Here is a 23,482-nt window from a genome sequence, read left to right as displayed (position 1 = left end):
GTGGGGTCGCCCCCGGCTGGAGCCGAGCCCGCGCTCAGGTGACGGCCGCGACGGCGAGGACGGCGCCGGAGGCGCCGTCGACGGTGATCTCCTGGCCGGTGACGATGTGCTCGGTCGCCCCCCTCACCCCCACCACCGCGGGGATACCGTACTCACGGGCCACCACGGCACCGTGGGAGTTGGCGCCGCCCATCTCCATCACCAGGCCGCCCGCCGTGAGGAAGAGCGGGGTCCAGCCGGGGTCGGTGGAGGGACAGACCAGGATCTCCCCTGGTTCCAGGTGCGCGCCGACCGGGTCGAGGACGACCCTCGCGACACCGGTGACGGTGCCGGCCGAGGCAGGGGTGCCGGTCAGCGCACCGTCCACCGGTGCCGGTACGCCGACGGCCTCCGGCTCGGTGCCGTCCGACAGCAGGACGCGGGGGACGTGCCTGCGGCGCAGCTCACGGGCGGCCTCCTCGCGCCGCCGCGCCACGAGCTCCGCCGGTGCGGGGCGCGTGGCCCCGCCGGACGAGGGGAGGTCGAGGGCCTGCCTGGCCTCGCGGAAGGTGAGGAAGAAGACGTCGTCGGCATCGGCGAGCAGCCCGCGCGCCGCCAGCTCGACACCGACGGCGAGCAGCTCGGCCCGCATCGCGGCCAGGGCGGTAATGAGGGCGTACTTGGGCATCTCCCGCAGACCCGCCAGTGCCCGGGTCCTGCCGAGCGCGAAACGGACGAAGCGCCCGCGAAGCCCTCCGGCGCGCCCGCTCAAGGTCTTGATCATGAGGGTGGCCTCGGCGGCGCCCGTGGCGAACAGCGCGTCGGGGGCGAGGGCCGGGTCCTCCAGCCGCAGGTAGTTGGCGAGAACGCCGATGATGTGGGTCGGGTCCTCCGACCAGCGCGGCAGCCCGAGGTCGATCTCGGCGACGGCCCTGACGCCGTAGACGGCGAGGAAGTCCGCCAGGCCCTTCTGCGCCACGCCGGGAAGCGATCCGGCACGGAAACGCTCGGTCAGCTCGGCGACGGGAGCGCCCAGCAGCAGGGAGGTGGCCTCGCGGTCCTCGCGGACGCGGACGGCCACCCGCCACAGCGCCAGATCCATCTCGGTGGTCACGTTGTGCGGCAGCCCGCGCAGGACCGTCTGCAGCTCGCCCGGCCTGGCCCGTTCCCCCAGCGCCTTGGCGGCGAGGCCGAGCATCGCGAACCCGGCCACCGCGGCCGGAGCGATCGTCGGCAGCAGCGGGAAGACCTCGCGGCTCAGCACCCGCTCGACGTGGTCGAGACGCTGGATCGGGGTGGAGCCCTCGGGCGCGCTCAGCTCCCCGCGCAGGCGCGCGTTCAGCAGTTCCACGTCCCGGTGCGCCGCCGCGGGGTTGAGCAGGGCCTTCACGGCGCGTCGCGGGGCGCGGAAGCGGGACGCGATCCGCACCGCCCGGCGCAGAAGCGGGCGGAGCGAGGGCTGGGTGACGCTGAACCGGGGATCGTCGAGCAGCCCGCGCAGCACCTTCGCCGACCTCGCCTCCATCACGTCGAGCAACCTCGGGAAGGCGACGCGGCCCACCCTGCCGCGCATGAAGCCGGTGATGTCGAAGAACAGCCGCCCGCCCGACTCCGCGACGACGGGGGCACCGGCCACCCGGTCCGTCACCGGGATCCCCACGATCTCCATCGCCGACGACGACAGCAGCCTGAAGGCCGACATGCCCATGGGGGTGATCGGCCGGTAGAGCCCCTGGGCGAGGCTGAAGCAGAAGTAGATCCGGGTGCCTTCGCCGGGCGGCTCGTCCGGCGTGCCGCCTTCTCCCGCGCCCGCACCGCCGGCGTTCGCGCGACCCGCCACGGGCGGCGGGCTCGCGGACGGCTCCGAGTGACGGGGGATCGGATAGAGCGTGGTGATGGGACGCGACTGGGTCAGCCACAGGACACCATCGGCGTCGATCGCCCACTCGGTGTCCTGAGGCGCCCCGTAGTGCCGCTCGACCCGGTCGCCGAGTTCGGCCAGCGCCCGCACCTGCGCGTCCGTGACGCAGGCCTCCTCGGCGGAGCCCGCCTGTGCCACGGGCGGCGCCTCGACGTGCTCGACGCCGCCGCCCGGCAGCGACCGTACGGCGAGCCGCTTGTCGCCGAGGCGACGCTCGGTGATCTCGCCGGTGGCGGTGTCGACCACGAAGTGATCGGGGTTGACCGCGCCGGAGACCACGGCCTCACCGAGCCCGGGAGCGGCGTCGATCACCGCCTCGCGCCGCCGCCCGGTGACCGGGTTGGCGGTGAACATCACCCCCGCCACCTCCGACTGGACCATCTCCTGAACGACCACCGCGAGGCGCACCGCGCCGTGGTCGATGCCGTTCGCGGCCCGGTAGGCGACGGCCCGGTCCGTCCAGAGGGAGGCCCAGCACCGCCGGACCGCGTCCAGTACGGCGTCGGCGCCGATCACGTTGAGGTAGGTGTCCTGCTGCCCGGCGAAGCTGGCGTCCGGCAGATCCTCGGCGGTCGCGGAGGAGCGGACCGCGACGGGACCGGCCGCACTGTCGCGTACGGCGCTCGCGATGTCGTCGGGGACCGGCGCGGCGAGCACGAGCTCGCGGGCCTTCGCGGCCAGGGCGTTCAGGGCGGGGACGTCCCCGGCGGACGTGGTGGCGAGGGCCGCGAGCACGTCCTCCAGCCCGGCTCGCTCGGTGACCCTGTAGTACGCCTCGGTGGTGACGCACAGACCGGGGGGAACGGGAAGCCCGGCGGTGGTGAGCACGCCGAGATTGGCGGCCTTGCCGCCGACGAGGGGCAGCATCTCCGCCCCGATGTCATCGAACGTCAGGATGAGGGGATCGGGCATGGGCGCGTCTCCTTGAGGCTTCGCCGAGAAGCGTCGTGGCCCGCATCACGAGCTCGCGTTCTCCGGCGGTCAGATAGGCCATGACTTCGAGCTGGGCGTCGGCACGGACGCGCTCGAACGTGCGGAGGAACTCCGCTCCGGCCGGGGTGAGGGCGATCCGCCGTACCCGCCGGTCACCGGGGTCCTCCCGGCGGTCGGCCAGCCCTCGCCGTACGAGCTGGTCGACCAGGCGGCTGGTGGCCGAGACGGACCGGCTGACGCGCCCGGCGAGTTCGCGGAGCGTCGGGGGAGCCGGGACGTCGAGGGTGTAGAGCGTGGCGACCTGGATCATGGAGGGCTCGTCGCCCTCGAACCCGCTCAGCAGGTGGAGCAGCAGGCCGGGGATGAGCGCCCGCCGGAGATCGCCGATGTCGTCGGCCAGCCGATCGCGCTCCGCACCGTCCACGGGGTCCATCGGACAACTCCTTGCATCACTGCAATTAATGCGTCACTACAACGTTAAGCCGGAGAAACCAGGAAGTCAACAAGTGATGAAATAGCCGTGTGGGCGTGAGCGCCTCCCTCCGGGTGAACCGGAGTGGCTACCGTGCGCGTCCACGGGTAAAAAGCCCTTCGGGGGAGGGCGGCGAGAGGAGACAGGCATGGCCGACACGCCCACCACCGACGAGATGACGATAGAGACACACGGACGCGGAGAGGCGCTCGCCCTGGCCGAGACGATCTGTGATCTGTACGAGGCGGTGTTCTCGCTGCCGCCCTTCGACGGGGACGCCGCCGAGTTCGCCAACCAGCGCTCCTACTTTCCCAAGCTGGCCGAGCGGCCGGGGTTCCGGCTCACCACCGCGCGATCCGGACCGGAGTTCATCGGGTTCGGGTACGGATACCCGTTGCCCGCCGACACCCGCTGGTGGAGCACGCTGGCCGACCCGGTCGACGAGGAGTTCGCGGCCGAGACCGGGACCAGGACGTTCGCCCTCATCGACTACGGAGTGCTGCCCGAGTGGCGGGGCGCCGGAGTCGGGCGCCGGATCCACGACGAACTGCTCTCGGCCTCCGGGACCGAACGGGCCACCCTCTCGGTGCAGCCCAAGGCCGTGAGGACCCGCGAGATATACCGGAGGTGGGGATGGCGGAAAGTGTCCCACAAGCTGATGGACCCGCCGATCCCCGCCCCCGTCTTCGAGATCCTGGTGCTGGAGAAGATGCCCCGGACATGCTGATCGATCACGGACGCCCGGCGTACGTCGATCGACCGTGAACGCCCGTGACGCGCTGATCGACCGCGACGAACCGCGAGCCGTCAGGGGATGAACCCGACCCGTCAGACGGAGCGCCGCAGTCCGTGCGGCGATGAACCCGACCCGTCAGGCGAAGAACCGCGTGAGTCGTACGGCGAAGGACCAAAACGGTCAGCCGATGGGCGGGAAGCCGTCAGGCGATGAGCTGGAAGGCGTGCAGCTTCTCGTCCAGGGCGACGACCTGACGGGTCCTCGCCCACGGATTCAGCGTCTCGCGGACCTCCACCACCGAGCGCGCCAACCGCGGCGAGGTGTTTCTACAGGTCAGACGGGCGGCCTCACCGATCTGCTCGCACGCCTCGTCGATGGCGCGCAGCCGCAGGTGCCCGCGCGCCAGATCCAGGTGGATGAACGCCATGTTGCGGACGAACGCCGGATCGATCCGGGTCAGGGACCGGGCGGCCATCTCGATCGCGGTCTGGGCGTCGTCCATGTCCAGCAGGCACTTGGTCTTGGTCGACAGATACTGCCCGTCGCCGTAGAAGTAGAGCAACTCGGCCCCCACGTCGCCCTCGCCCGCGTGACCCAGCTCGCGGCGGGCCTGGTCGAGGCTGGTCATGCACCGGGCATGGTCCTTGTGACGGTCGCTCTTGCCCGAGCGGCGCAACACCGCCGAGTAGGCGCGGGCCCCCACGTCGCACGCGTACGACACCAGCAGCTTGCTGTTGGCGCGCTGCCCCCAGGCCAGCGCGCCCAGCGCGTGCTCGACCCCCTGCCTGGGGTCGCCCCGCCAGGTCGCGAGCTGCGACCAGTTGGCCAGGACGAAGCTGTTCATCGCGTCGTTGTCGGCCTGGTGTGCGGCCGACTTGGCCTGCTCGTAGTAGTGGTTCGCCCCGTTGAAGTCGTTGAGGTTGAACAGCACCCAGGCGGTGAACCTGCAGATGTTGGCCAGCAGCGACAGCAGCCGGTCGCGCACCTCGTCGGTCGACGCGGCCGGGATCAGCGAACGCACCAGGTGGTGCTGTGCGAGCACGGTCCCCAGCACCGACTGCGGGCCGAGGGTGTCCTCCTGGCGCATGCAGTGGTGCAGCACGGCGTCGATGTGAGCGACGGTGGCCTCGTCCACCCGGGACGGTTCCGCGGCGATCAGGGCGAGCCGGTCGAGCTCGTCGCCGTTGAGCCTGTCCAGCAGCGGAGAGGCCGCAGCGGCCGCGGCGGCGGCCCTGATCAGGGCCAGGACGTCGCGCCGTTTCATCGCCGCCGCCCACCGGGCGAGCGCCTGCACCAGGGCGTCGTACTCCTCGTCGCGCGGCGTCCCGAACGACACGGGTCCCATGGGCAGGGTGGGCAGGGCCGCCAGCACCCCCTGGATGTCCTCGGGATCGAGGCTGCCCGCCGCCCCGGCCGCCACCAGCGCCCGCCCCCGGGACCGGACGGCCGCCGCGTTGTGCTCGTCGGCATCGCGGTGATCTTCACCGTCGACCAGGTCGGCGGTGCGGCACTGGTAGATGCGTGCCAGCCGGTTGAGCCCGGCGATCGGCGGCTCGTTGCCGGTGGGGCCGGGCCACGCTTCCCACGACCCGAGTTTCCGGGTCGTCAGTGGCTCGTTCGGCCAGTATTCGTTCCATAGATGGCAGACCTTGGCTTGTGTCAGGCGATGCGCCTCACGGAAGCCCTGGCGGGAGTTCAGGCGCCAACGTAGCTTGAACTCAGCGGCGACCTCGGCCCACGTGCAACCACGTTCGCGAAGCTCAGCGCTGAAGGCGTCCATCTGCTGCTTGACGCTGCGCGGTGCACGTGGCATCGTCTCAGCCCCTCCCGGCGGGTTCTCCGGCGGCAATTCTTCGGGCTGAACGTTACTGGTCAATCACGTTCGGTGACTACCGAGTACAGAAACCGGCGACCAGATCGCCGCTACTTGCCGCGTCGTCGCTCTACGAGACGAGACGGCCCCTCAGGGTGACGAACAGACTCGCTGCCGTCGCCTGTTTCCTGCACACTCCGTGCAGCAGGCTTGAGACAACGCCGGAGCCGTCGGATCCATGTGGTCTCACCGCTCGGGCGGGGGCGTCCCTTCCTGCGCCGGGGACGCGCGACCGAATCTCCGTTGAACCTCCCTGGAGCCAGCAATGACCGTGCTCCCCGTCGAACGGCTGGGACCGATGCACTCACCGTTTCACCCTGATCCGGACGCCGCCGACCACCTGTCCCCGGACTCCCAAGGCTCCCCGGACTCCCTGGACTCTCTGGACTCTCTGGACACGAACGAGTTGCGGCTGGTGGCGCAGCCGGTCGCGGCCTCCGAGGCACGCGACTTCACCCGCGCGCAACTGCGGACATGGGGCCTGGAGGAGCTGTCCGAGCTCTGCGTCCTGGTCGTCTCCGAGATGACCACCAACGCCATCAAGGCCACCGCGACCCCGCCGGTCCCGTACGGCTACACCCACCCACCGGCTCCCGGCCACCCGCACGCCTCCGGCCACTCACCCGTGCCCGGTCACCCGCACACCTCCGACCGACCGCCCGGCAGCGGCCACTCGCGAACCGCCGGCCCGTACCCGATCCTCCTGCGGCTCCACCTCACCACCGAGGGCCTGCGCGTGGAGGTGTGGGACAGCTCCGACGACTCGCCCGAGCTCACCGAGGCGGGGGAGGACGACGAGAGCGGCCGGGGCCTGCTGCTCGTCGGCATGTGCGCCGACGAATGGGGCCACCACCCCTCACCGGGCGGCGGAAAGGTGGTCTTCGCCCGCTGGGACCTGCCGCCCGCCCGGCGCATCCCGGCCACGCCGCCCTCGCGGCCTTACGCCTACTCCCGGACCCGTGCGACGCGGGGGTGACCCCTCTCGGCACACCTGGTCAACAGCCGCTCCGTCCCATGTCCACGCCCCGCCCTGCCCCGCGTCCACGCGGAGAACCGCGTCGGCGCGGTCGCCGTCCCGCGGGGCGAGCGGTCCACCGTGACCGTCCGGAGGGGCGATCGGCTCACCGCGCCGGCATGGTCAGCGTTCAGAGGACGATCGCCCCACGGCGTTCTGGACGCTGACCACCGAGAGCACCGAGTCGACCAGCTCCGCGACGGACCGGCCACCACCCGTGTCGATGCGATCCAGCCCCAGCCTGTCGACGACCTCCAGCATGAGCACCTGATAACGCTCCGTGCGGGCCAGGAAAATGTCCATCAAGTGTCGTTCGTCGCCGGTCGCCACCTCGTAGCGGCCGGCCGCGCGCACCCGAGCACGCACGACGGCGTCGTCCGCGGTGAGCCACACGGCGGCCGTGCGCGAGACGTTCAGCTCCGCGACACGGGCGGGCCAGAGCGCCGACCCCTCCAGGACCAGGCCCGTGCCGGTCCCGGAAGAACGAGCCGTGATCAGCTCCTCGATGCGGGGCCACAGCCGTTCGTAGTGGTCGAGCACGGACGCGATCAGCTCGTCGACCGTGAGGGTCTTGTAGTGCTCGGCGACGTGCGTCGGCACCTCCCATTCCGGGGTCCGCCAGGGCCGTCCGGGGTGCCGCGCGAGCTTGTCCGTCGAAAGGCACTCGAAACCGAGCCTGTCGGCCACCGCCCGGCCGATGGTCGACTTCCCGACGTTCGACGTTCCCCCGAGCAGCACCACCCGTACACCGCTCATACCGGCGACCTTACCGCCGCGATGAGGCCGGCCCGAAGACCGGAGCGCCACCCCCCAGGGAAGGGCTGCCCCCTGCCCGCTCACACCGGCGACCTCGACCGCCGCGATGAGACCGGTCCGGAGACGGATGATGCAGGATGTCGGGATGGATGCGATCCTGCGCGCCGCCGGTGACGTGATGGGAACCGAGCTGTCCGACCCGGTGGACCTCGGCGGCAGCCCGCGCAGCGTCGTCCTGCGCTGCCGGACGGCTTCCGGCGGCAGCGTCGTCGTCAAGAAGTACGGCACGGAGCCCGATGACCTGCGCGCCTTCACCGCCGAGGCGGCCGGGCTCTCGTTGCGGCTGGCCGGTCCCGAACTGCTGGGCGTGGACGACTCGATCCCGCTGCTGGTGATGGAGGACCTCGGGTCCGCGCCGACACTGGCGGACGTGCTGCTCGGCGACGATCCGCAGGCCGCACTGGACGGCCTGTCGGCCTGGGCGCGCGGGCTCGGGCGACTGGCCGCCGCGTCGGTTCACCGGCGCGCCGACCTGGCCGCCCTGTCCGCCGGGTACGGCATGGGCGTGCCGTCCTGGGACGAGGAACCGTGGCTCCTCCGGTACGCGGCCGAATTCCCTGCGGCGCTCGCCGGGATCGGCGTCGAGGCGCCGCCGGAGCTGGCCGGGGAGCTGGAGCGGATCGCGGCGACGGGCGCGGACGAGTTTCTCGCCTTCACCCCCGGCGACACCTGCCCGGACAACAACCTGCTCACCCCGGACGGCCTGCGACTCATCGACTTCGAGTCGGCCTGCTACCTGCCGGTCTTCATGACGGCCGCGTACTGCCGGATGCCCTTCGCCACCTGCTGGTGCGTCTTCACGCTGCCCGCCGGTCTGGCGGAGAAGATCGAGGAGACCTACCGCGCGGAGGTCGTCGCGGTGTACCCGCAGCTGGTCGAGGACGAGATCTGGCAGCCCGGGATCCGGCGGGCGGTCGCGCTCTGGACGGTGTATCTGACGGCCAACCTGATCCCGCGCATGGCGAAGGACGAGCCGGCCCACAGGACCCGGCGTCCGGTCCCGACGCTGCGGCAGCTGCTGAGACACCGCTGGGAGATGGCGAGCACCCTGGAGGAGTTCCCGACCTTCGCGGAGACGATGCGGCTGCTGCTCCGGGACGTGGCCGGCGGCTGGGACGTCCCCCCGCTGCCGGGCTACCCCGCGTTCGGGGACTTCGGATGACGCCCCGAACCGTCTCCTGAAGGACGTTTCGTAACGCGGGCGGTCACCCTCGGCGGGACGTTCGCTTGGACGGACGTCCCGCCCCGCGCCGAACTAAGATCATCGAATGCTCAGGCCGCCCTCCGCAGCGCAGGTGACACCGCCTCAGAGAACGCGTGCACCGGTACGCCGGGTGCTGCGACGAGTGATCGCCGTCGCGGTCGCTGTCTGCGCGCTGCTGGGCGCGGTGCGGCTCGTCGTGCCCGCCACGGCGGGTACGGCCGACGAGCCGCCCGGGGTCCGGCGGCAGCTGATGTTCCTGCGCGCGGCACTCGACGGCGGCGCCGGAGACCAGGCGCAGAACCTGTTCCCCGAGGGCTACGTCTTCCTGCACGTGCTGTACGGCCTGAGCTGGGTCGAGCTCGGCATGCGCGAACCGGCCGGCGAGCGGTCGGCGGCGCTGCGGGAGGCGCGCTGGGCGCTGGCCCGGCTGGAGTCCCCGTCCGGCCGCGCCCCGTTCAGCGCGGACCTCACCCCGCCGCACGGCGTCTTCTACCGGGGGTGGATCAACTGGCTGCGCGGCGGGACGCTCGCCCTGCAACCGTCCGAGCGGCGCGACCCGGCCGAGCTGCGCCGGTTCGCCGACGACTCCGCCGCGCTCGGCGAGGCGTTCGGCGCCTCGGAGTCGCCCTACCTGGAGGCCTACCCCGGGCAGGCGTGGCCGGTCGACTCGATCGTGGCCATGGCGTCGCTGCGGCTGCACGACACGCTGCTGCCACCCCGGTTCGCCGGTACCGCCGACCGATGGCTCCGGGCGGTACGCCAGCGGCTCGACCTCCGCACCGGCCTGCTTCCGCACCGCGCCGACCCCGGCACCGGCGCCCCGGCCGAGGTGGCCAGAGGCAGCTCGCAGAGCCTCGGCCAGCGTTTCCTCGTCGAGATCGACCCGGCCTTCGCCGCCGAACAGTACCGGCGCTTCCGCGACCTCTACGTCGTCTCCCCGCTCGGCCTCGGACCGGCCGTACGCGAGTACCCCGTGGGCATGGACGGCCCGGGCGACGTCGACTCCGGCCCGCTTCCGCTCGGCGTGAGCCTGTCGGCGACTGCGGTGGCCCTCGGCACCGCCCAGATCCACGGCGACGCCCCGCTCGCCGAGGCGTTGGCGAACTACGGCGAGCTGGCCGGGCTGCCGATCGACACCCCCTGGACCAAGAGGTACGCCTTCGGCCTCCTCCCGATCGGCGACGCCTTCCTGGCCTGGTCAAAGACCGCCCGCCCCTGGGTGACGCCACCCCCCTCACCGCCCCCGGCGACCATCTCGCCCTGGTGGCGCACACCGCTGCTGGCGTTGCTGCTCGTCATCGGTCTCGCTCCCTGGACGCCCGCCCTGGTGCGGCGCCGTCGAAACCGTCGTGCCCGTCCCGTACCGGCGGAGGTGACGGGCGAGGTGTGACCTTTGGTGTCATCCGCCGGCTCGACGAGCCGCAACATAGCCTTCCAGGATTTCCGCCAGTTCCTTCGGCCGGCTGAGCGCGACGCAGTGCCCGGCGGTGATCTCGTCAGGGGTGATGTTCAGGCGTTCGGCCGCCAGGCGGCGGAAGAAGTCAGGCGGAAAGGAACGATCCTGGTCGCACAGCACGAATCTCGTCGGCACGTCCGGCCACGCGTCGAGAGGCCAGGGCTCACCCATCCGGGCCTCCGCCTGCGGACGCTCCCTGCGCATGGCCTCCTCGGCCAGCTCACGCGGCACGTCGTGATAGAAGTCGGCGTACGGATCCCCGGTGCCGCCGGTGCTTTCACCATCCCTCTGTACCTGCTCCCGTTTCGCGTCCTGGAAGCCGGTGTTCTCCCACCACTCCACCGGCGACTCGCCGGGCGCCGGAATCATCGCGGCCACCAGGACCAGCACATCGACCGGAAGCCGAGCGGCGACCAGGGGAGCGGTGAACCCTCCGAACGACTGACCGACCACGACGAGGTCCTCACGGTCACCAACAGCCTCGATCACCGCGTCGGCGTACTCGTTCAGTCCTGCCGAGTCGTCGTCGCAGGGAAGGTCCGGAGCGACCACGTCGTGCCCACGGGCCCGTAACTCGGCCTCCACCAGGTGCCAGTACCAGCCGACGTCTCCCGCGCCATGGATCAAAACGAAGGTACTCATAGTCGGCGACCGCCTGTCATCTCATCGTGTCGGGACTCGTTAGACCGGTCTTTCCCTGCGTTCGACGAAAGATGTGATCACCGATGCTCTCGGCAATCCGGCAGAGACCTGCAATGAGACCGGTCCGGAGACCGGAGTGGAACTGAGGCTCGTGTCCGTGCTGCGAACCCCGTCAAAGACCGTTAGTTGAGGTCGAAGGCGACGTCGACGAGTTCGATCGTCAGAATCTCCGGATTGTCGAGGAGATTGCGCAGGTCGGCGAGTTTCCAGCCGTCGAGGACGAGCCCGTACGCGACGCCCTCCTCGGCCGCCCCGACGAGCCAGTCGCGACTCAGCTCGAACTCCTCAAGGTCGTCTCCCTCTTCGAGCAGCCCGACCCACCTGCGGAACTGCACCAGTGACGCCTCGGGCTCGGTCTCGCAGTGATAGGGAAGCCTGTCTCGACTGTCCTCCATGACCATGTAGCGATCCCAGACGACTGCGTTCATGGAGGGCGGATCACTGGAGTCGTCGAAGAAGGACGTGGCATAGATGTAGGAGACGCCCCCTTCTGCGCAGGTTTTCTGCCTCCGGTTGAAGGCGACGAGTTGCTCGGCGGTCATCGAATGCGCGAACTCCACGACCGCGACGGCTTCAAGAGTCTGGGGGAGCCCGTCGATGGTCTTCTTGGCCTTCTCCGTCGCCTGCCTGCCGACGTCAGGTTCCCAACTCACGGAGTCGATCGCGGCGAACAGACTGCCGGACGGTTCATCGAGAAAGGGAGCCCGGACCGAGCCGAACAGATCTTTTGTGATCTTGTACTCCGTCTCGTCCCCGCTGGGACCGGCCCGGCGCGGCTCGCCTCGCAGCGTATAGGTCGTCTCCAGAAGTCCCCCGCCGTCGCCGTGACCGTATGACAGGCGCTTGTCCGGGTTCGCGATCTGGGCGGCCGTGCCGTATACCAGGACCGACCGTTCATCGAAGTCGAACAGCCAAAGAACTCGGTCGACCGCGCTGAGAGCCAGAAACAGCGCCGTGGCGACGGCCAGGACTTTGAGGAGAGACCTGGCCACGTATGCCCAGTCGGGCTCCCTCGCGTTCATCGCCGTGTGCTCCTACGACCTAGATCAAATCGGGTACGGCGCACCATAGCCGCCAGGAAACGGCCCGCGTGGAAGAACTCAGGAGGAAGGTGTGTCCCGGATTGAACTGGATGTCGACTATCCACACTACGATCATTGGCCGCGTAGCATAATTACATGCTTACTTGATCACTCGAAGGTGGAGGCGATGATCGTTGAGTATGTCCGGTACCGCGTCCCCCGAGCCGACGAGTTCGAGGCCGCCTACCGCCGCGCGGTGGTGCCGCTGGGCGGGGCGCCCCAGTGCCTGGACTACGAGCTGTCGAAGTGCGCCGACGAGCCGGGCGTCTACATCCTCCGCATCGTCTGGACCTCGGCGCAGGGTCACCTGGAGGGCTTCCGGGGCAGCGAGCACTTCACGGAGTTCTTCGCCGAGATGAAGCCGTACGTCGCGGACATCGAGGAGATGCGGCACTACGAACCGGTGATCGGAAAGACCGAGCCGGTGCTCACGAAGAGCGAGCCGACGCTGTTCGACTGGGCGGGCGGCGCGTCGGCGTTCGAGCGGCTGACCGAGACGTTCTACGGTCACGTCCGCGAGGACGAGGTGATCGGCCCGCTGTTCGCGCACATGGACCCGGACCATCCCCGGTACGTCGCGCTGTGGCTGGCGGAGGCCTTCGGCGGCCCCGACCGCTACACCCGCGAACGCGGAGGCTATCCGCACATGCTCTCCCAGCATCTCGGCAAGCACCTCACCGAGCGGCAGCGCCGCAGATGGGTGAGCCTGCTGATGGACGCGGCCGACGAGGTGGGGCTCCCGGCCGACCCCGAGTTCCGGGCGGCGTTCGCCGGATACATCGAGTGGAGCACCCGCCTCGCGGCGGAGAACTCCCAGCCCGGCGCCACCCCGCCCTTCCGGGCACCGGTCCCCCGCTGGGGCTGGGGAGTCGCCCCGCCCTACCAGCCGTGATCTCGCTTGGGCTATCGGCCCTGGCCGTCCGGAATGAGACCAACCTGGAGACCGGAGTGGAACGGCCCGTCACCGTCGCCATCTGGACGAACCAGGGCAACCCGCAATGAGACCGGAGTGGAGCTCGTAGTCCTGCGGATCGATCACCCGATACCCGGCGACCCCGCAATGAGACCGGTCCGAAGACCGGAGTGGAACCAGAAGTTGTCTCGCCACCCGACGAACATGTCCCCGCCGCAATGAGACCGATCCGGAGACCGGAGTGAAACCTCCCGATTGGCAAGCATTCCGCTCGCGCCAATCGCCCCGCAATGAGACCAGTCCGGAGACCGGAGTGAAACCGGTGCGTGAGCTGGTCTTACAGCGCAGAGTAGTTGAATTGAATCACAGCTATGTCTGGTTTGGTGCTTCAAGTGTTCGTTTGGACTTCGGACCCCCCTGGGAAAAGTGGGCGTGCTTGGGGTTCCTAACCGAGGCCGGGGCGGGTGCAGCAAGGCGAGGTTCCCGTCGGGACGGAGATCGGTGCTATGTGGTTTTCAAATGGCGAGTCGTGCGTACGCGTCGGTAATCAGGTGACCATCACGGGAAGTGGGGCCAGGACGCCGTCGAAGGTGCGGCCGGGGATGCGTTGGCGTTCTGCTCCGTAGACGTTGAAGACGCCGAGGGCGGGCCACTGGGTGGAGTCGACCGTGGGCACGCGGTCGCGGGGGGCGAGTGTGGGGTGGTCGAGAGGCTCCTCACGGAGGGGAGATCGAGGGCGGGGCGCCAGAGAGGCCACAGCATGACGGAGGTGGAGCCCGTTCGGTGCCAGAGGGTGGCGCGGAGGCGGTGGCCGTCGCCGGTGATGCGGAGGAGGGGCAGGGCCATTGTGGCCAGCCAGGTGGCTCCGGGGACGCCGATTTCCCGGCCAGGGCGGCCCTCGGTGTCGTCGCTGTTGCTGCGCAGCACGCGGTGGTCGAGGTATTCGCCGGTGAATCCCTCGCCCCGCCGCCAGCCGACGAGGGCCTCCAGGAGTCGCTGAGGTTCGTTTCGTACCGCCTCCAGGGGTTTCTCGAAGAACGTGCGTAGCTTCTGCTGTCCGCTGGGGGCGGTGAACGGTGTGATGGCGCAGCGTCCCTGCTTGTCGAGGGCGAGGTCGGTGACCAAGGACGGCAGCCAGGTCTCCACCGCCTCGGGTGACTCGCCATCAGCTGGTGGAAGTCATCACGGGAGCAGCGCAGCGGATCTTTTCCCGAGCCGGATGGCGGTGGGAAACCGGCTCCGCCGTCGGGGAGGACGGCCGAGTCGGGGATGAACTCGATGACATCGCGCAGGGCGTTCGCTATCTCCTCGGCCGTCTCGTACGGGCTGTGCAGGATCGCGCAGGCGGTGGTGTCGGAGAAGGAGAGCGCGGTGGGCACGCGGCGGATGTCGGTGCAGACGCGCAGGAGGCCCAGGGCAGCGAGGAAGCCGAGTGGGTCTCGTCCGTCGAGGGCGGGCAGTTCCGTGCCGAAGGTCGTCATGTCCGCTCCTCGCTGAGGGCCGAGCACCAGATGTCGGCCAGCCGGACGACGGCTTCCATGCGGGCGAGCCCCCAGCGGCCGTATCGCTGGTTGAGGCGCTCGAAGCGAGCGGGAGACGTCCAGTCGACCGATCGGGAGGTGTCGACCTCGATGGGCCGGCCGTCCCGCTCGATCTTGGTGGTCGGTGCGGGGTCGATGACCGGGGGGAGCAACGGGCGGCTCCGTCCGTGGTGGCTGGCGACGAGGTGCAGGACCAGGTCGTGGTCGACGTCGCGTACGTTGGACAGCGTCGAAATTTAAGCCGTCCGAAATGACCATAACGAACGCACAAATAAACATATGGGAGCAATGTGCTGGCGAGCTCCCGCACGGCCCCAAGGTCCTCTGGTGGCGCTCAGTACCTCCGGCTTGTCATGGTCGGCCCCGCCCAAAAGCCCTGCCCAGGCACCTCCGCCTGTCTGCAATGGACCGAGCAACAAGCTGTGCGGAAACACGCATCCACACTGGTGGATATTTTTGAGCCTGGACGTGAGGTCAGCTCGTCTGGTATGTGTGATTCCTTGCCCAACGCGGGAGGTTTCATGGCACGTCGAGCACTGCTCGTATTCGAAACCGATGGTTCACAGATCTTCGTTGAAGTAGATGAACAGACCCTAGGCCCAGAACGAGTAGCCGTTCGAGACAAAATGGTGAATGGTGCAAAAGTAACATTCAATGAAGCGATAAGTGTGATCCGTCCTGCAGCTCAAGCGATACTGGATGAGCTGGCAAGTATGGAAACTAAACCAGATGAAGTCGAAGTATCTTTTGGACTAAAGTTCACGGCCAGTGCCGCAGTTCTCGTAGCCTCGGGCTCCAGTGAATCAAGCTGCGCAGTGAAGATGGTCTGGAAAACCCCTCCCGCCTAAGATGAATACTGAAACACTGCTGCCGCTGCAATTTATCGCCCAAGTGCTGTGGTTGAACGGTGTGGCCGACAGAATGATGGTTGTGCTGGGCGATATTCGTTTTAGGCGTTACATACTCACCTCTTTGCACTCATCGCATGGTCCACCTGCAGGCGTTTATGCTGATATGGCGCCGGAAGGACTGCGGCTGACGGAATCATTCCTATATACAGGGGTTATCGCATTGGCTACCCTCATAACGAGGGTCGGCGGCGACCTAAGAGGCGGAAGATGATACGGCTCCTGGTCGTGTTTCCCGGCCCGATCCGCGGTGGTTGTGAGGAGCATGCACTCATGATCATCCGTGCGGCCGTGCGCGCCGGACACATGATCGTTCCTTGTTGCGTGGTGAACGAAGCGACCGCGTCCGTCAGTGAAGATCTGGGTGAGCTCGGGCTCACTGTCACGCCGTGGGAGCTCGGGAGCGTCGAGGACGACTGGATCTCCTGGGGAACGGTCGAGGAGCAGCGGGCGAGCGCCTCGCGGGTCCTGTCGGAGACCGATCCGGACGCGGTGTTACTGTTCCTGCCGGAGCCTGATTCGAGCGTCGGCATTTTAGTGGCCTGCGCGGAGAAGGATGTTCCAACAGTCGCGGTGTTCACCGTGGTGCCTCCGGGATATCCGGTCTCGCCGGAGAACCGCGCGCGGGGGGCCCTCGCCCGCCGGGGTCGGCAATTATGGGTCGCCATCTCCGAAGACAACCGCCGCCAACTGATCGATGCCTTCGGCATCGAGGCGTCCACTCAGATTCCTGTGGTGCGCAACGGCCGGAATCTCCCTGCCGCCTGGCGCGACCCCGAACCGGCCAGGGTCGACGCCGTCCGCGTGGGCCTGCGGGCCGAGCTCGGCATCCCCTCAGCGTCCCGAGTAGTGCTGACAGTGGCCACGCTGTCCGTGTCCAAGGGCCATCTGGATCTCCTGAACGCGATCCCCCTCCTGTCGCCGTCGCACGCCGATGTGCACTTCGTGTGGGCGGGCGACGGCTGGGAGCGCGACCGGCTTGAGGCCGCGATCGCCGTGGCCGGGCTGAGCCACCGGGTACACATGATCGGCTACCGGACCGACGTACCGGCGCTTCTGCACGCGGCTGACCTCTTCGTTTTTCCTTCGCACAGTGAGGGTTACTCGCTCGCCGTGATCGAGGCGATGAGCGCCGGTTTGCCGATCATCGCCGCGGACGTGAGCAGTACTCCCGAGCAACTGGGCCACGGTCGGTATGGGCTGCTTTCTCCGGTCGGAGACCCGACGGCGTTGGCGGAACGGCTCGACCACGCGCTCAGCAACCCGGCGCGGATGCGCGCGCTCGCCAATGCCGCGCTACTAGCCGGCCGCGCGATGACCGAGGAGGCGATGTGTGCCGCGACGCTGCAACTAGTGGAAGACATGGTCAGTTCGCCGTGAGCTTGAATCCAAGCCGATTCGATCGGGTCATGACCTGATGCGGAGCGAGCGAGTTAAGTCGGTGCCGCCCTTCAGGACGCTCGGGCGGAAGATGACCTCGGACCCCGCAGCGGTTTCCATGGGACCGGATCGCAACGACGTCCTCACCATCCGCGACGACGGATCGGTCCGGCACTTCACGCTGAACGGCAGCGAATACCGAGAATCCAATATTCCAGACGCGCCGGACGATCTGGTCGGCAATCCAGTGCTCTGCAGTTGGGGGCAGTTCCGACTGGACGCGTTCGTGCGCGACGCGCGAGACAGCCTGTGGCACAACGCCTGGGACGGGGAGTGGAGCGGGTGGACGTCCGTCGCGTCAGTCGGTGTCAGCGCGGACCCCGCCGTCGTCAGTTGGGGCACGGGCCGGTTCGATCTCTACACCAGGACGACCGCAGGCCTGCTGGACCATCACTGGTATCACCATCCCCTCGGTTTGAACGGCCCTGATGGTATGGGCGGTCCGATCGCCGGGCGCCCAGCCGCGGTGACGACCAGCCTGTACGGAACTCAGGTCGTGGTACGAGGGGCGGACGATGGGCTGCTGCGCCGCCAGTACCACGTCCCCGACCAGCGTTCGCACGAGTGGACGTCCACCACCTGGCAACCGGCCCGCGGCCGTTTCCTTGTAGGGCCGCAGTCCGTCGCGTGCAACGGGGACTCGTTGGCGTGCACCGACGACCCGGTGCTCGTGTGGTGTCGCGGCGAGGGACGAGTGGAGAATCGACTGCTCGGCTACGCCCGGCAAGGCGACCGGTTGGTGCAAGTGGAGCCCATGACATGGCAGCAGGATCCCCGCGACCGACTGCTTGAGGACCCGATCGTGTCATCCGACCTCGCCGTGGTGTCCATGCGTTCCCGCCGGATCGACGGCTTCGCAGCGATCGGCCCCGATACCGGCACCGTCGGCTGGGTGGACGTGGAGTTGACAGAGGACGGCGGCTCCGACACCCGCTGGCGAGTGCTCGACGACGGTCACACGGCGGCGTCGGGCCGACCGGCGGTTACCTCGACGAGGCCCGGACGCCTCGATCTCTACTTCCGCAGTGCCGACGGCCGACTCTGCCATGGCTACTGGGAGGACGCCGCCGACAGATGGAACGTGCGATGACCGAGCGGTCGCAGTGGTTCGGCGCGGCGGTCGCGATCCTGGGAACCGACGGTGAGCCGATCGGAGCCGGTTTCCTCGTGACCGAACGGCAGGTGCTGACGTGTGCGCACGTAGTCAACGTCGCCATCGGGGCGGATCCCATCGACCCGGCCAGACCGGAGTATCCAGTGCTGGTCCGCTTTCCGCTCAGCGGGAGTGCCCGCCTTTTTGAGGCTACCGTCGTCGGCTGGGCGCCAGTCGGTACCGAAGGAGCGGACGACATCGCGTTGCTGGAGCTGGCCGACGAATCTCCCGCGCGTCCGGTTCGCCTGGTGGACACGTCCGAGGTGTGGGGGCACGGATTCCGGACGTACGGCTTCCCCGATGGTCATCCGGGAGGCCTGTGGGCGACCGGCCTCGTCCGCGGCCCGCAGTCCACCGGGTGGATCCAATTGGAGGACGTGAAGACACCTGGGGCCGCCGTCGAAGGTGGCTTCAGCGGCGGTGCGGTCTACGACGAGCAACTCGACGCAGTCATCGGGATGATCGTCGCGCGAGACGTCCACGAGAGTCGCAAGATCGGCTTCATGCTCCCGGCCGCGCTGCTCGTCGCAGGAGTGCCCGGACTGGCGGCTCATGTTGAGGCACACGAAGATCCTGCCGGGGTGCTTTCCGGTGTGCCGTCGCTGCCCCCGCATTTTGTCGCCCGTACCCGTGAGCTCGGACTGGTGGCGGACTCGCTGCGCTCGGACCTACCGACCGACGGGCGCCAGGTGGCGATAGTGGGCATGGGCGGCGCGGGCAAGTCCGTACTGGCAGCGGCGATCAGCCGCGAACCCGCCGTCCGGCGTGCGTTTCCCGACGGTGTCGTCTGGATCGAGCTGGGCCCTGCCCCATCGATACCCGAACGCCAGGCGCAGTTGGCTGGCGCGTTCGGCATGCTAGACGCCGCGTTCGTCGACGCCCAGCAAGGGAAGGCAGCCCTGACGAAAGTGCTGGCCGACCTTCGCTGCCTCGTGGTGCTGGACAACGTGTGGGATGTGGCGCATCTGGGCTCGTTTGACATTCTCGGTGACGACGGCCGCCTGCTGATCACCACCAGGGACGCCCGGTTGGCACGCGCCGTCGGCGCGACTCGCCATGACCTCGGCGTCCTGGACCGCGAACAGGCCGTCGCCCTGCTCGCCGAGTGGGCGGGCCAGCCGATGGAAGGACTTACCAAACATGCCGCCGAACTCGCATCCGAGTGCGGCGATCTGCCGCTCGCACTGGCCATGGCCGGGGCAATGGTGGGCGGACGTCCCGATCGCTGGTCCGGCGTGCTGCGCCGGCTGCGCGGCTCCGACCTCGGAAAGATCCGCCAGTCGTTCGCCAACTATCCTTACCCCACACTGCTGCGTGCGCTCAGCGCCAGTGTCGACGCGCTCGAACCCGACCAGCGGGAGCGATACTACGAACTCTCCATCTTCCAGGACCGGCGCGCGACGTGTGGCGCCGTTGAGATGTTGTGGGGACCTGCCGGACTCGACGACCTCGATACCCAGGATCTGCTGGACACATTCGTCGACCGTTCACTCGGTCAGTGGGATGCGGATGGCCGGCTGGTTCTGCATGATCTGCAGATGGACTACGTCCGCCACCACACCCCAAGGCCGGAAGGCCTGCACCGGCGCCTCGTCGACGCGTACGGGAGCGGCATCAGGCGGGACTGGCCGAGCGGGCCAAACGACGGCTACTACTTCGAGAACCTGGTCCATCACCTCGCCGCTGCGGGATACCTGAACGAGGTGCGCAATTTACTGCTCGACCTGCGATGGCTGACCGAGAAGCTGGCCGCGACCGACGTGACGGCGCTGCTAGCCGACTTCGAGCTGACCGATCAGTCAGAAGCCGCAGTACGCACCGTCCGGGACGCGCTGCGGATGGCCGCCCACGTCCTGGCCAAAAATCCGGAACAGCTCCGGGCCCAGCTCGTCGGCCGACTGGCAGATCAGGCGTCGGAACCGGTTCAGCGACTGGTCGCCGCAGCGCGGGAATGGCGTGGCGAAAGCTGGCTGTGCCCGGCAGGTGCCAGCCTCGCGGAGCCAGGCGGCCCGCTGCTGCGCAGCCTGGTCGGGCACACGAGCTTCGCCCCTGGCCTGGCCTCCTCCCACGACGCCCAGCGTGCTATCTCCGGTGCGGCCGACGGCACGGTTCGGGTGTGGGACCTCGGCAGCGGAGCTGAACTGCACACCCTGCGCGGCCACGAGAGCGGCGTGTGGTCGGTCGCGATCACCCCCGACGACCAGTTCGTGATCTCGGGCTCGAACGATGCCACCGTCCGGGTGTGGGACATCGAGAGCGGAACAGAACGCCATGTCCTGCGTGGTCACCAGGGCACCGTGTGGTCCGTCGTGGTCATCCCCGGCGGCGGACCGCGCATCGCATCGGCGTCCGCCGACGGAACGATCCGGGTGTGGGACTTGACGGCTGGCGCTGAACAACTCGTTCTGCGCGGCCACGAGGCCGCCGTCGTCAAGATCGTGCCGAGTGCCGACGGCCGCGTGCTCGCCTCGAAGTCCAGTGACGGGACCCTGCGCATCTGGGATCTGAGCGACGGCAACCAGATCCTCTGCCTCGACAGCGGCGAACGCCAGGTGCAGTCGTTCGCCATGGCCCTCACCGCCAGGCACGCTCTCTTCGCAGGTGACAGCGGCCGCATCCATGTCTGGAACCTGGCGGACGGCTCTCTCGCCCACGTCCTCGATTCTTCCGCCACCGGCCGCGTGTGGGAGATCGTGGTCACCTCTGACGGAAACCGTGCCATCACCTCCTCCACGGTCGGCCCGCTCACAGTGTGGGATCTCGGCACTGGTGCAGCGCTCCGGGTCATGCACGGGCACGTTGGCTGGGTCGAGCAGTTGGCGGTGGCGCCCGACGAAAGACACATCTTGTCGGGCGGGGACGATGCGATTCTGCGGTTGTGGGACATCGACACTGGCACCCCGACCGCCACGATGCGCGGTCACGGAGGCTGGATCGTCAGCGCCGCGCTCACTCCCGACGGCCTCCACGCGATCTCCGGCGCCAGCGACAGCATGCTGAGGGTGTGGGATCTCAAGGCACTCGCCGCGGGAAGGTCCGTCAGCGGTCACAGCGGCTGGGTCAGCGTCGTCTCCGTGATCGACTCCGAGACGGCCGTCTCCGCGTCGGATGACGGATCCCTCCGGTTGTGGGACATCGCGACCGGAGCTGAGCGCAACGTGCTGAGCTGGCACGTCGGGCCGGTCACCGGCCTGGCCGTGACCGAGGATGGAAGCTTCGTCGCCTCTGGATCATACGACGGCTCGGTCGCGGTTTGGCGGGTCGCCACGGGGGTGCGGAAGCGGGAATTGCCCGCTGACGCTCCCGTCACCTCGGTCGTCCTCACCGCCGGTGACCGTCATATCGTCGCCGGTACGACGCAGGGCACCCTGAACATGTGGGATCTGGACACCGGAGCGAACCATTGTGTGCTGCCCTTCGGTGAATCAGTCGAGCAACTACGCGCCTCGCCGGGTGGCCGTCTGGTGGCCGCCGGCGGAGCGCTCGGCACGGTGACCGTCTGGGACGGCGAGACGGGCGAGCACCTGCGTGACTTCCGTGGCAAGGGCGGCCCTATCCTGACCCTCGCTTTCACCCCTGACGCCGAGCGCGTGGTCAGCGGATGCATCGACGGGATGCTCACCATGTGGGATGTGCGATCCGGTCGACTCATCTGGGAACGTCACGCTCACACGTCCCTGCTAAACACGGTCCACGTGCTCGGCGACCGCCTCGTGTCCGGCGGTGGAGACGGCTCCATCCTGGTCTGGCGGTCGGCGGATGGCGAACGTCTGTCCACCCTGATGACCGGCAGCGGCCCGGTACGCGCGCTCACCGCCACGGCCGACGACCGTCACATCATTGGCACTTCAGCGGAGAGCCTGGTCCTTTTCGACATCGGCACCGGGGCCCGGATCACCGGTTTCGACGGCGACAGCGCCATCACTAGCGTCTCCGTCGGCGGGGCGTTGGTATGCGGTGAAGCAACCGGCGCGGTCCACGTCCTGCACCTGCGAGGCCCCCTGACCTAATAAGGTTCGGCGCTACTCCGTGTTCCGGGTGTCATAAGCCAACTTGATCTTCAAGGGTCGCATCCGCCGAGGCCACGATCACGTTGCCTTGGTGGAGAAGCCCACCCCGAACTCTACTTAGAGAGGGAAGCTGTGCGACGTTTGCTTTACGTGGATTGCTACACTCTCCCTAAAAATCGATCCGGTGATGTGCCGTCGAGTATGTCGATCGGCTATGGGATTACGGCGAGCAGTGTCATCCGTAGTTCTCTTAGTAAGAGCGGCTTCGAGCTTATCCGCCCACTGGCCGAGCTTGAGCCATTCGATGACGGCTCGCGGAGCGCCCGCCTGCGCTGGGTGCTGCGCGGCTACGAACGAATCGCAGCGGACATCGCCGAGCGACGACCAGACCTGATATTCGTTTTTCATTCCTTCAGCGCTTTTCCCACAGAGATCCGCCGTATCATGATTGAACTGGGAATACAGGTGCCGATGATCGGATACACCCACGGCAGCCACTGGGACCCGTCGGACTCTTTCCGTCGAAATCTCTACCCGCAACTGGAGATGCTGGATCTGGCCAACCTGATGGCACTCGACCGAATCCTGTTCGGCTCGGATTTCATCAAAACAACAATACTGGACAACGTTGGCAGCCTGAATCATGGGATCGCACGCTCGGTAGCCGCGCGGTCCGTCGTCACGGGCATCCCGATCGACACCGGATTTATTGATGACTGCCGAACCTATGAGAAGTATTCGCGGACCACCGTGGTTTTCAACCATGCCCTCGTTCCTGCGAAGAACCCACTGCAGTTCATCAGCATGATCAAGCGGGTTATGGCAGAGTTCGACGTCAACGTACTCATCACCCGGGCCGCGACAAATAATGCCACAGGGTTTGCTGAGATCAGGGCCTTGCGCAAGCAGTTTGGTGAACGGGTGCTGCTGGGCGGGGACATGCCGTTGCCCAACTATTTCCGTGCACTCTGGATGTCGGATATCCAGGTGTCGACGGCGGCACACGAAAGCCTTGGGATAGCGACTCTCGAGGCGATGTACACAGAAAATTGCTGCCTGCTGCCCCACAGGGGAAGCTATCCGGAAATATGTGCGAACAATGAAGATGTCCTATACGGCTCAATCGACGAACTCGAGCACCGTCTTATCCATTTCATTACGAATCCAGAAGCAGCACGCCTGGTTGGCCGGACACTATCCAAGCAAGCACGCCTCCACGATGCCGCAGCGGTTAATTCACGACTGATGAACGTGATTGAGGACATCCTCGGAATCGACGGATAACCCTACGGGTGTCGAAACTCACCGAGCCGTTCCGCATAACGAAT

18 protein-coding genes are annotated in these 23,482 nt (G+C 68.0%); 10 read left to right on the top strand and 8 right to left on the bottom strand.

Annotated features, from left to right (window positions below; all coding sequences use genetic code 11):
- Positions 1-34 precede the first annotated feature (34 nt).
- Together ACFY3D_RS38425 and ACFY3D_RS38420 are read right to left on the bottom strand one after the other, a co-directional pair.
- A complete protein-coding gene (locus tag ACFY3D_RS38425) occupies positions 35-2,812 on the bottom strand; it encodes a PEP/pyruvate-binding domain-containing protein (RefSeq protein WP_389989300.1) in 2,778 nt (925 codons plus the stop codon).
- Positions 2,781-3,266 carry a MarR family winged helix-turn-helix transcriptional regulator gene (locus ACFY3D_RS38420; protein ID WP_389989298.1) on the bottom strand — a complete coding sequence of 162 codons (486 nt, stop codon included), beginning with the start codon at positions 3,264-3,266 and terminating at the stop codon, positions 2,781-2,783. Before ACFY3D_RS38420 ends, ACFY3D_RS38425 begins: the two co-directional genes overlap by 32 nt.
- Before the next feature lie 187 nt (positions 3,267-3,453).
- Here ACFY3D_RS38420 and ACFY3D_RS38415 point away from each other — a divergent pair, with 187 nt between their 5' ends.
- On the top strand, positions 3,454-4,032 hold the full coding sequence (locus ACFY3D_RS38415) for a GNAT family N-acetyltransferase (RefSeq protein ID WP_389989296.1): 579 nt from the start codon (positions 3,454-3,456) through the stop codon (positions 4,030-4,032).
- Between the two features lie 211 nt (positions 4,033-4,243).
- Here the strand turns inward: ACFY3D_RS38415 and ACFY3D_RS38410 are convergent, their stop codons facing one another.
- The gene (locus ACFY3D_RS38410) at positions 4,244-5,854 is read right to left on the bottom strand and encodes a hypothetical protein (RefSeq protein ID WP_389989294.1); all 1,611 of its coding nucleotides are present in this window, start codon (positions 5,852-5,854) and stop codon (positions 4,244-4,246) included.
- A 325-nt stretch (positions 5,855-6,179) separates the two neighbouring features.
- On the opposite strand from ACFY3D_RS38410, the gene ACFY3D_RS38405 reads away from it, so the two are divergent.
- Positions 6,180-6,890, top strand: coding sequence for an ATP-binding protein (locus tag ACFY3D_RS38405; protein ID WP_389989292.1), 711 nt, complete (start codon positions 6,180-6,182; stop codon positions 6,888-6,890).
- A 162-nt stretch (positions 6,891-7,052) separates the two neighbouring features.
- On the opposite strand, the gene ACFY3D_RS38400 is transcribed toward ACFY3D_RS38405, so the two are convergent.
- On the bottom strand, positions 7,053-7,685 hold the full coding sequence (locus tag ACFY3D_RS38400) for a hypothetical protein (RefSeq protein ID WP_389989290.1): 633 nt from the start codon (positions 7,683-7,685) through the stop codon (positions 7,053-7,055).
- Positions 7,686-7,830: 145 nt separating this feature from the next.
- Here ACFY3D_RS38400 and ACFY3D_RS38395 point away from each other — a divergent pair, with 145 nt between their 5' ends.
- Together ACFY3D_RS38395 and ACFY3D_RS38390 are read left to right on the top strand one after the other, a co-directional pair.
- Entirely contained in the window at positions 7,831-8,907 is a 1,077-nt protein-coding gene (locus ACFY3D_RS38395) for a hypothetical protein (protein ID WP_389989288.1), read from the top strand.
- Positions 8,908-9,079: 172 nt separating this feature from the next.
- Positions 9,080-10,339, top strand: coding sequence for a hypothetical protein (locus ACFY3D_RS38390; protein WP_389989286.1), 1,260 nt, complete (start codon positions 9,080-9,082; stop codon positions 10,337-10,339).
- 9 nt (positions 10,340-10,348) lie between these two features.
- On the opposite strand, the gene ACFY3D_RS38385 is transcribed toward ACFY3D_RS38390, so the two are convergent.
- Both ACFY3D_RS38385 and ACFY3D_RS38380 read right to left on the bottom strand, forming a co-directional pair.
- Complete coding sequence (locus ACFY3D_RS38385) at positions 10,349-11,047, bottom strand: alpha/beta fold hydrolase (protein ID WP_389989284.1); 699 nt, start codon at positions 11,045-11,047, stop codon at positions 10,349-10,351.
- A 182-nt stretch (positions 11,048-11,229) separates the two neighbouring features.
- Entirely contained in the window at positions 11,230-12,129 is a 900-nt protein-coding gene (locus ACFY3D_RS38380) for a hypothetical protein (protein ID WP_389989282.1), read from the bottom strand.
- A gap of 187 nt (positions 12,130-12,316) precedes the next feature.
- On the opposite strand from ACFY3D_RS38380, the gene ACFY3D_RS38375 reads away from it, so the two are divergent.
- Positions 12,317-13,081: a group II truncated hemoglobin gene (locus tag ACFY3D_RS38375; protein WP_389989280.1), complete on the top strand. Its 765-nt coding sequence runs from the start codon at positions 12,317-12,319 to the stop codon at positions 13,079-13,081.
- A 579-nt stretch (positions 13,082-13,660) separates the two neighbouring features.
- Here the strand turns inward: ACFY3D_RS38375 and ACFY3D_RS38370 are convergent.
- Together ACFY3D_RS38370 and ACFY3D_RS38365 are read right to left on the bottom strand one after the other, a co-directional pair.
- Positions 13,661-14,248 (bottom strand): hypothetical protein, encoded by a 588-nt coding sequence (locus ACFY3D_RS38370; RefSeq protein ID WP_389989278.1) that lies wholly within the window; start codon positions 14,246-14,248, stop codon positions 13,661-13,663.
- Positions 14,249-14,579: 331 nt separating this feature from the next.
- Positions 14,580-14,795 (bottom strand): hypothetical protein, encoded by a 216-nt coding sequence (locus ACFY3D_RS38365; protein ID WP_389989276.1) that lies wholly within the window; start codon positions 14,793-14,795, stop codon positions 14,580-14,582.
- A gap of 369 nt (positions 14,796-15,164) precedes the next feature.
- On the opposite strand from ACFY3D_RS38365, the gene ACFY3D_RS38360 reads away from it, so the two are divergent.
- The 5 genes from ACFY3D_RS38360 to ACFY3D_RS38340 all read left to right on the top strand — a co-directional run bounded on the left by ACFY3D_RS38360 (position 15,165) and on the right by ACFY3D_RS38340 (position 23,438).
- Positions 15,165-15,491 (top strand): CU044_2847 family protein, encoded by a 327-nt coding sequence (locus ACFY3D_RS38360; protein ID WP_389989274.1) that lies wholly within the window; start codon positions 15,165-15,167, stop codon positions 15,489-15,491.
- Between the two features lie 333 nt (positions 15,492-15,824).
- A complete protein-coding gene (locus tag ACFY3D_RS38355; protein WP_389989272.1) occupies positions 15,825-16,931 on the top strand; it encodes a glycosyltransferase family 4 protein in 1,107 nt (368 codons plus the stop codon).
- A gap of 91 nt (positions 16,932-17,022) precedes the next feature.
- Complete coding sequence (locus ACFY3D_RS38350; RefSeq protein WP_389989270.1) at positions 17,023-18,081, top strand: hypothetical protein; 1,059 nt, start codon at positions 17,023-17,025, stop codon at positions 18,079-18,081.
- Positions 18,078-22,154: an NB-ARC domain-containing protein gene (locus ACFY3D_RS38345; RefSeq protein ID WP_389989268.1), complete on the top strand. Its 4,077-nt coding sequence runs from the start codon at positions 18,078-18,080 to the stop codon at positions 22,152-22,154. The genes ACFY3D_RS38350 and ACFY3D_RS38345 overlap by 4 nt, the downstream gene beginning before the upstream one ends.
- 201 nt (positions 22,155-22,355) lie before the next feature.
- A complete protein-coding gene (locus tag ACFY3D_RS38340; RefSeq protein WP_389989266.1) occupies positions 22,356-23,438 on the top strand; it encodes a glycosyltransferase in 1,083 nt (360 codons plus the stop codon).
- Positions 23,439-23,482 lie beyond the last annotated feature (44 nt).

Origin of the sequence: Streptosporangium sp. NPDC000509, assembly GCF_042898365.1 — a bacterium.
Lineage (GTDB): Bacteria > Actinomycetota > Actinomycetes > Streptosporangiales > Streptosporangiaceae > Streptosporangium.
The sequence above is the reverse complement of the archived record's forward strand: the minus strand, read 5'-3'. Positions and strand labels throughout refer to the sequence as shown.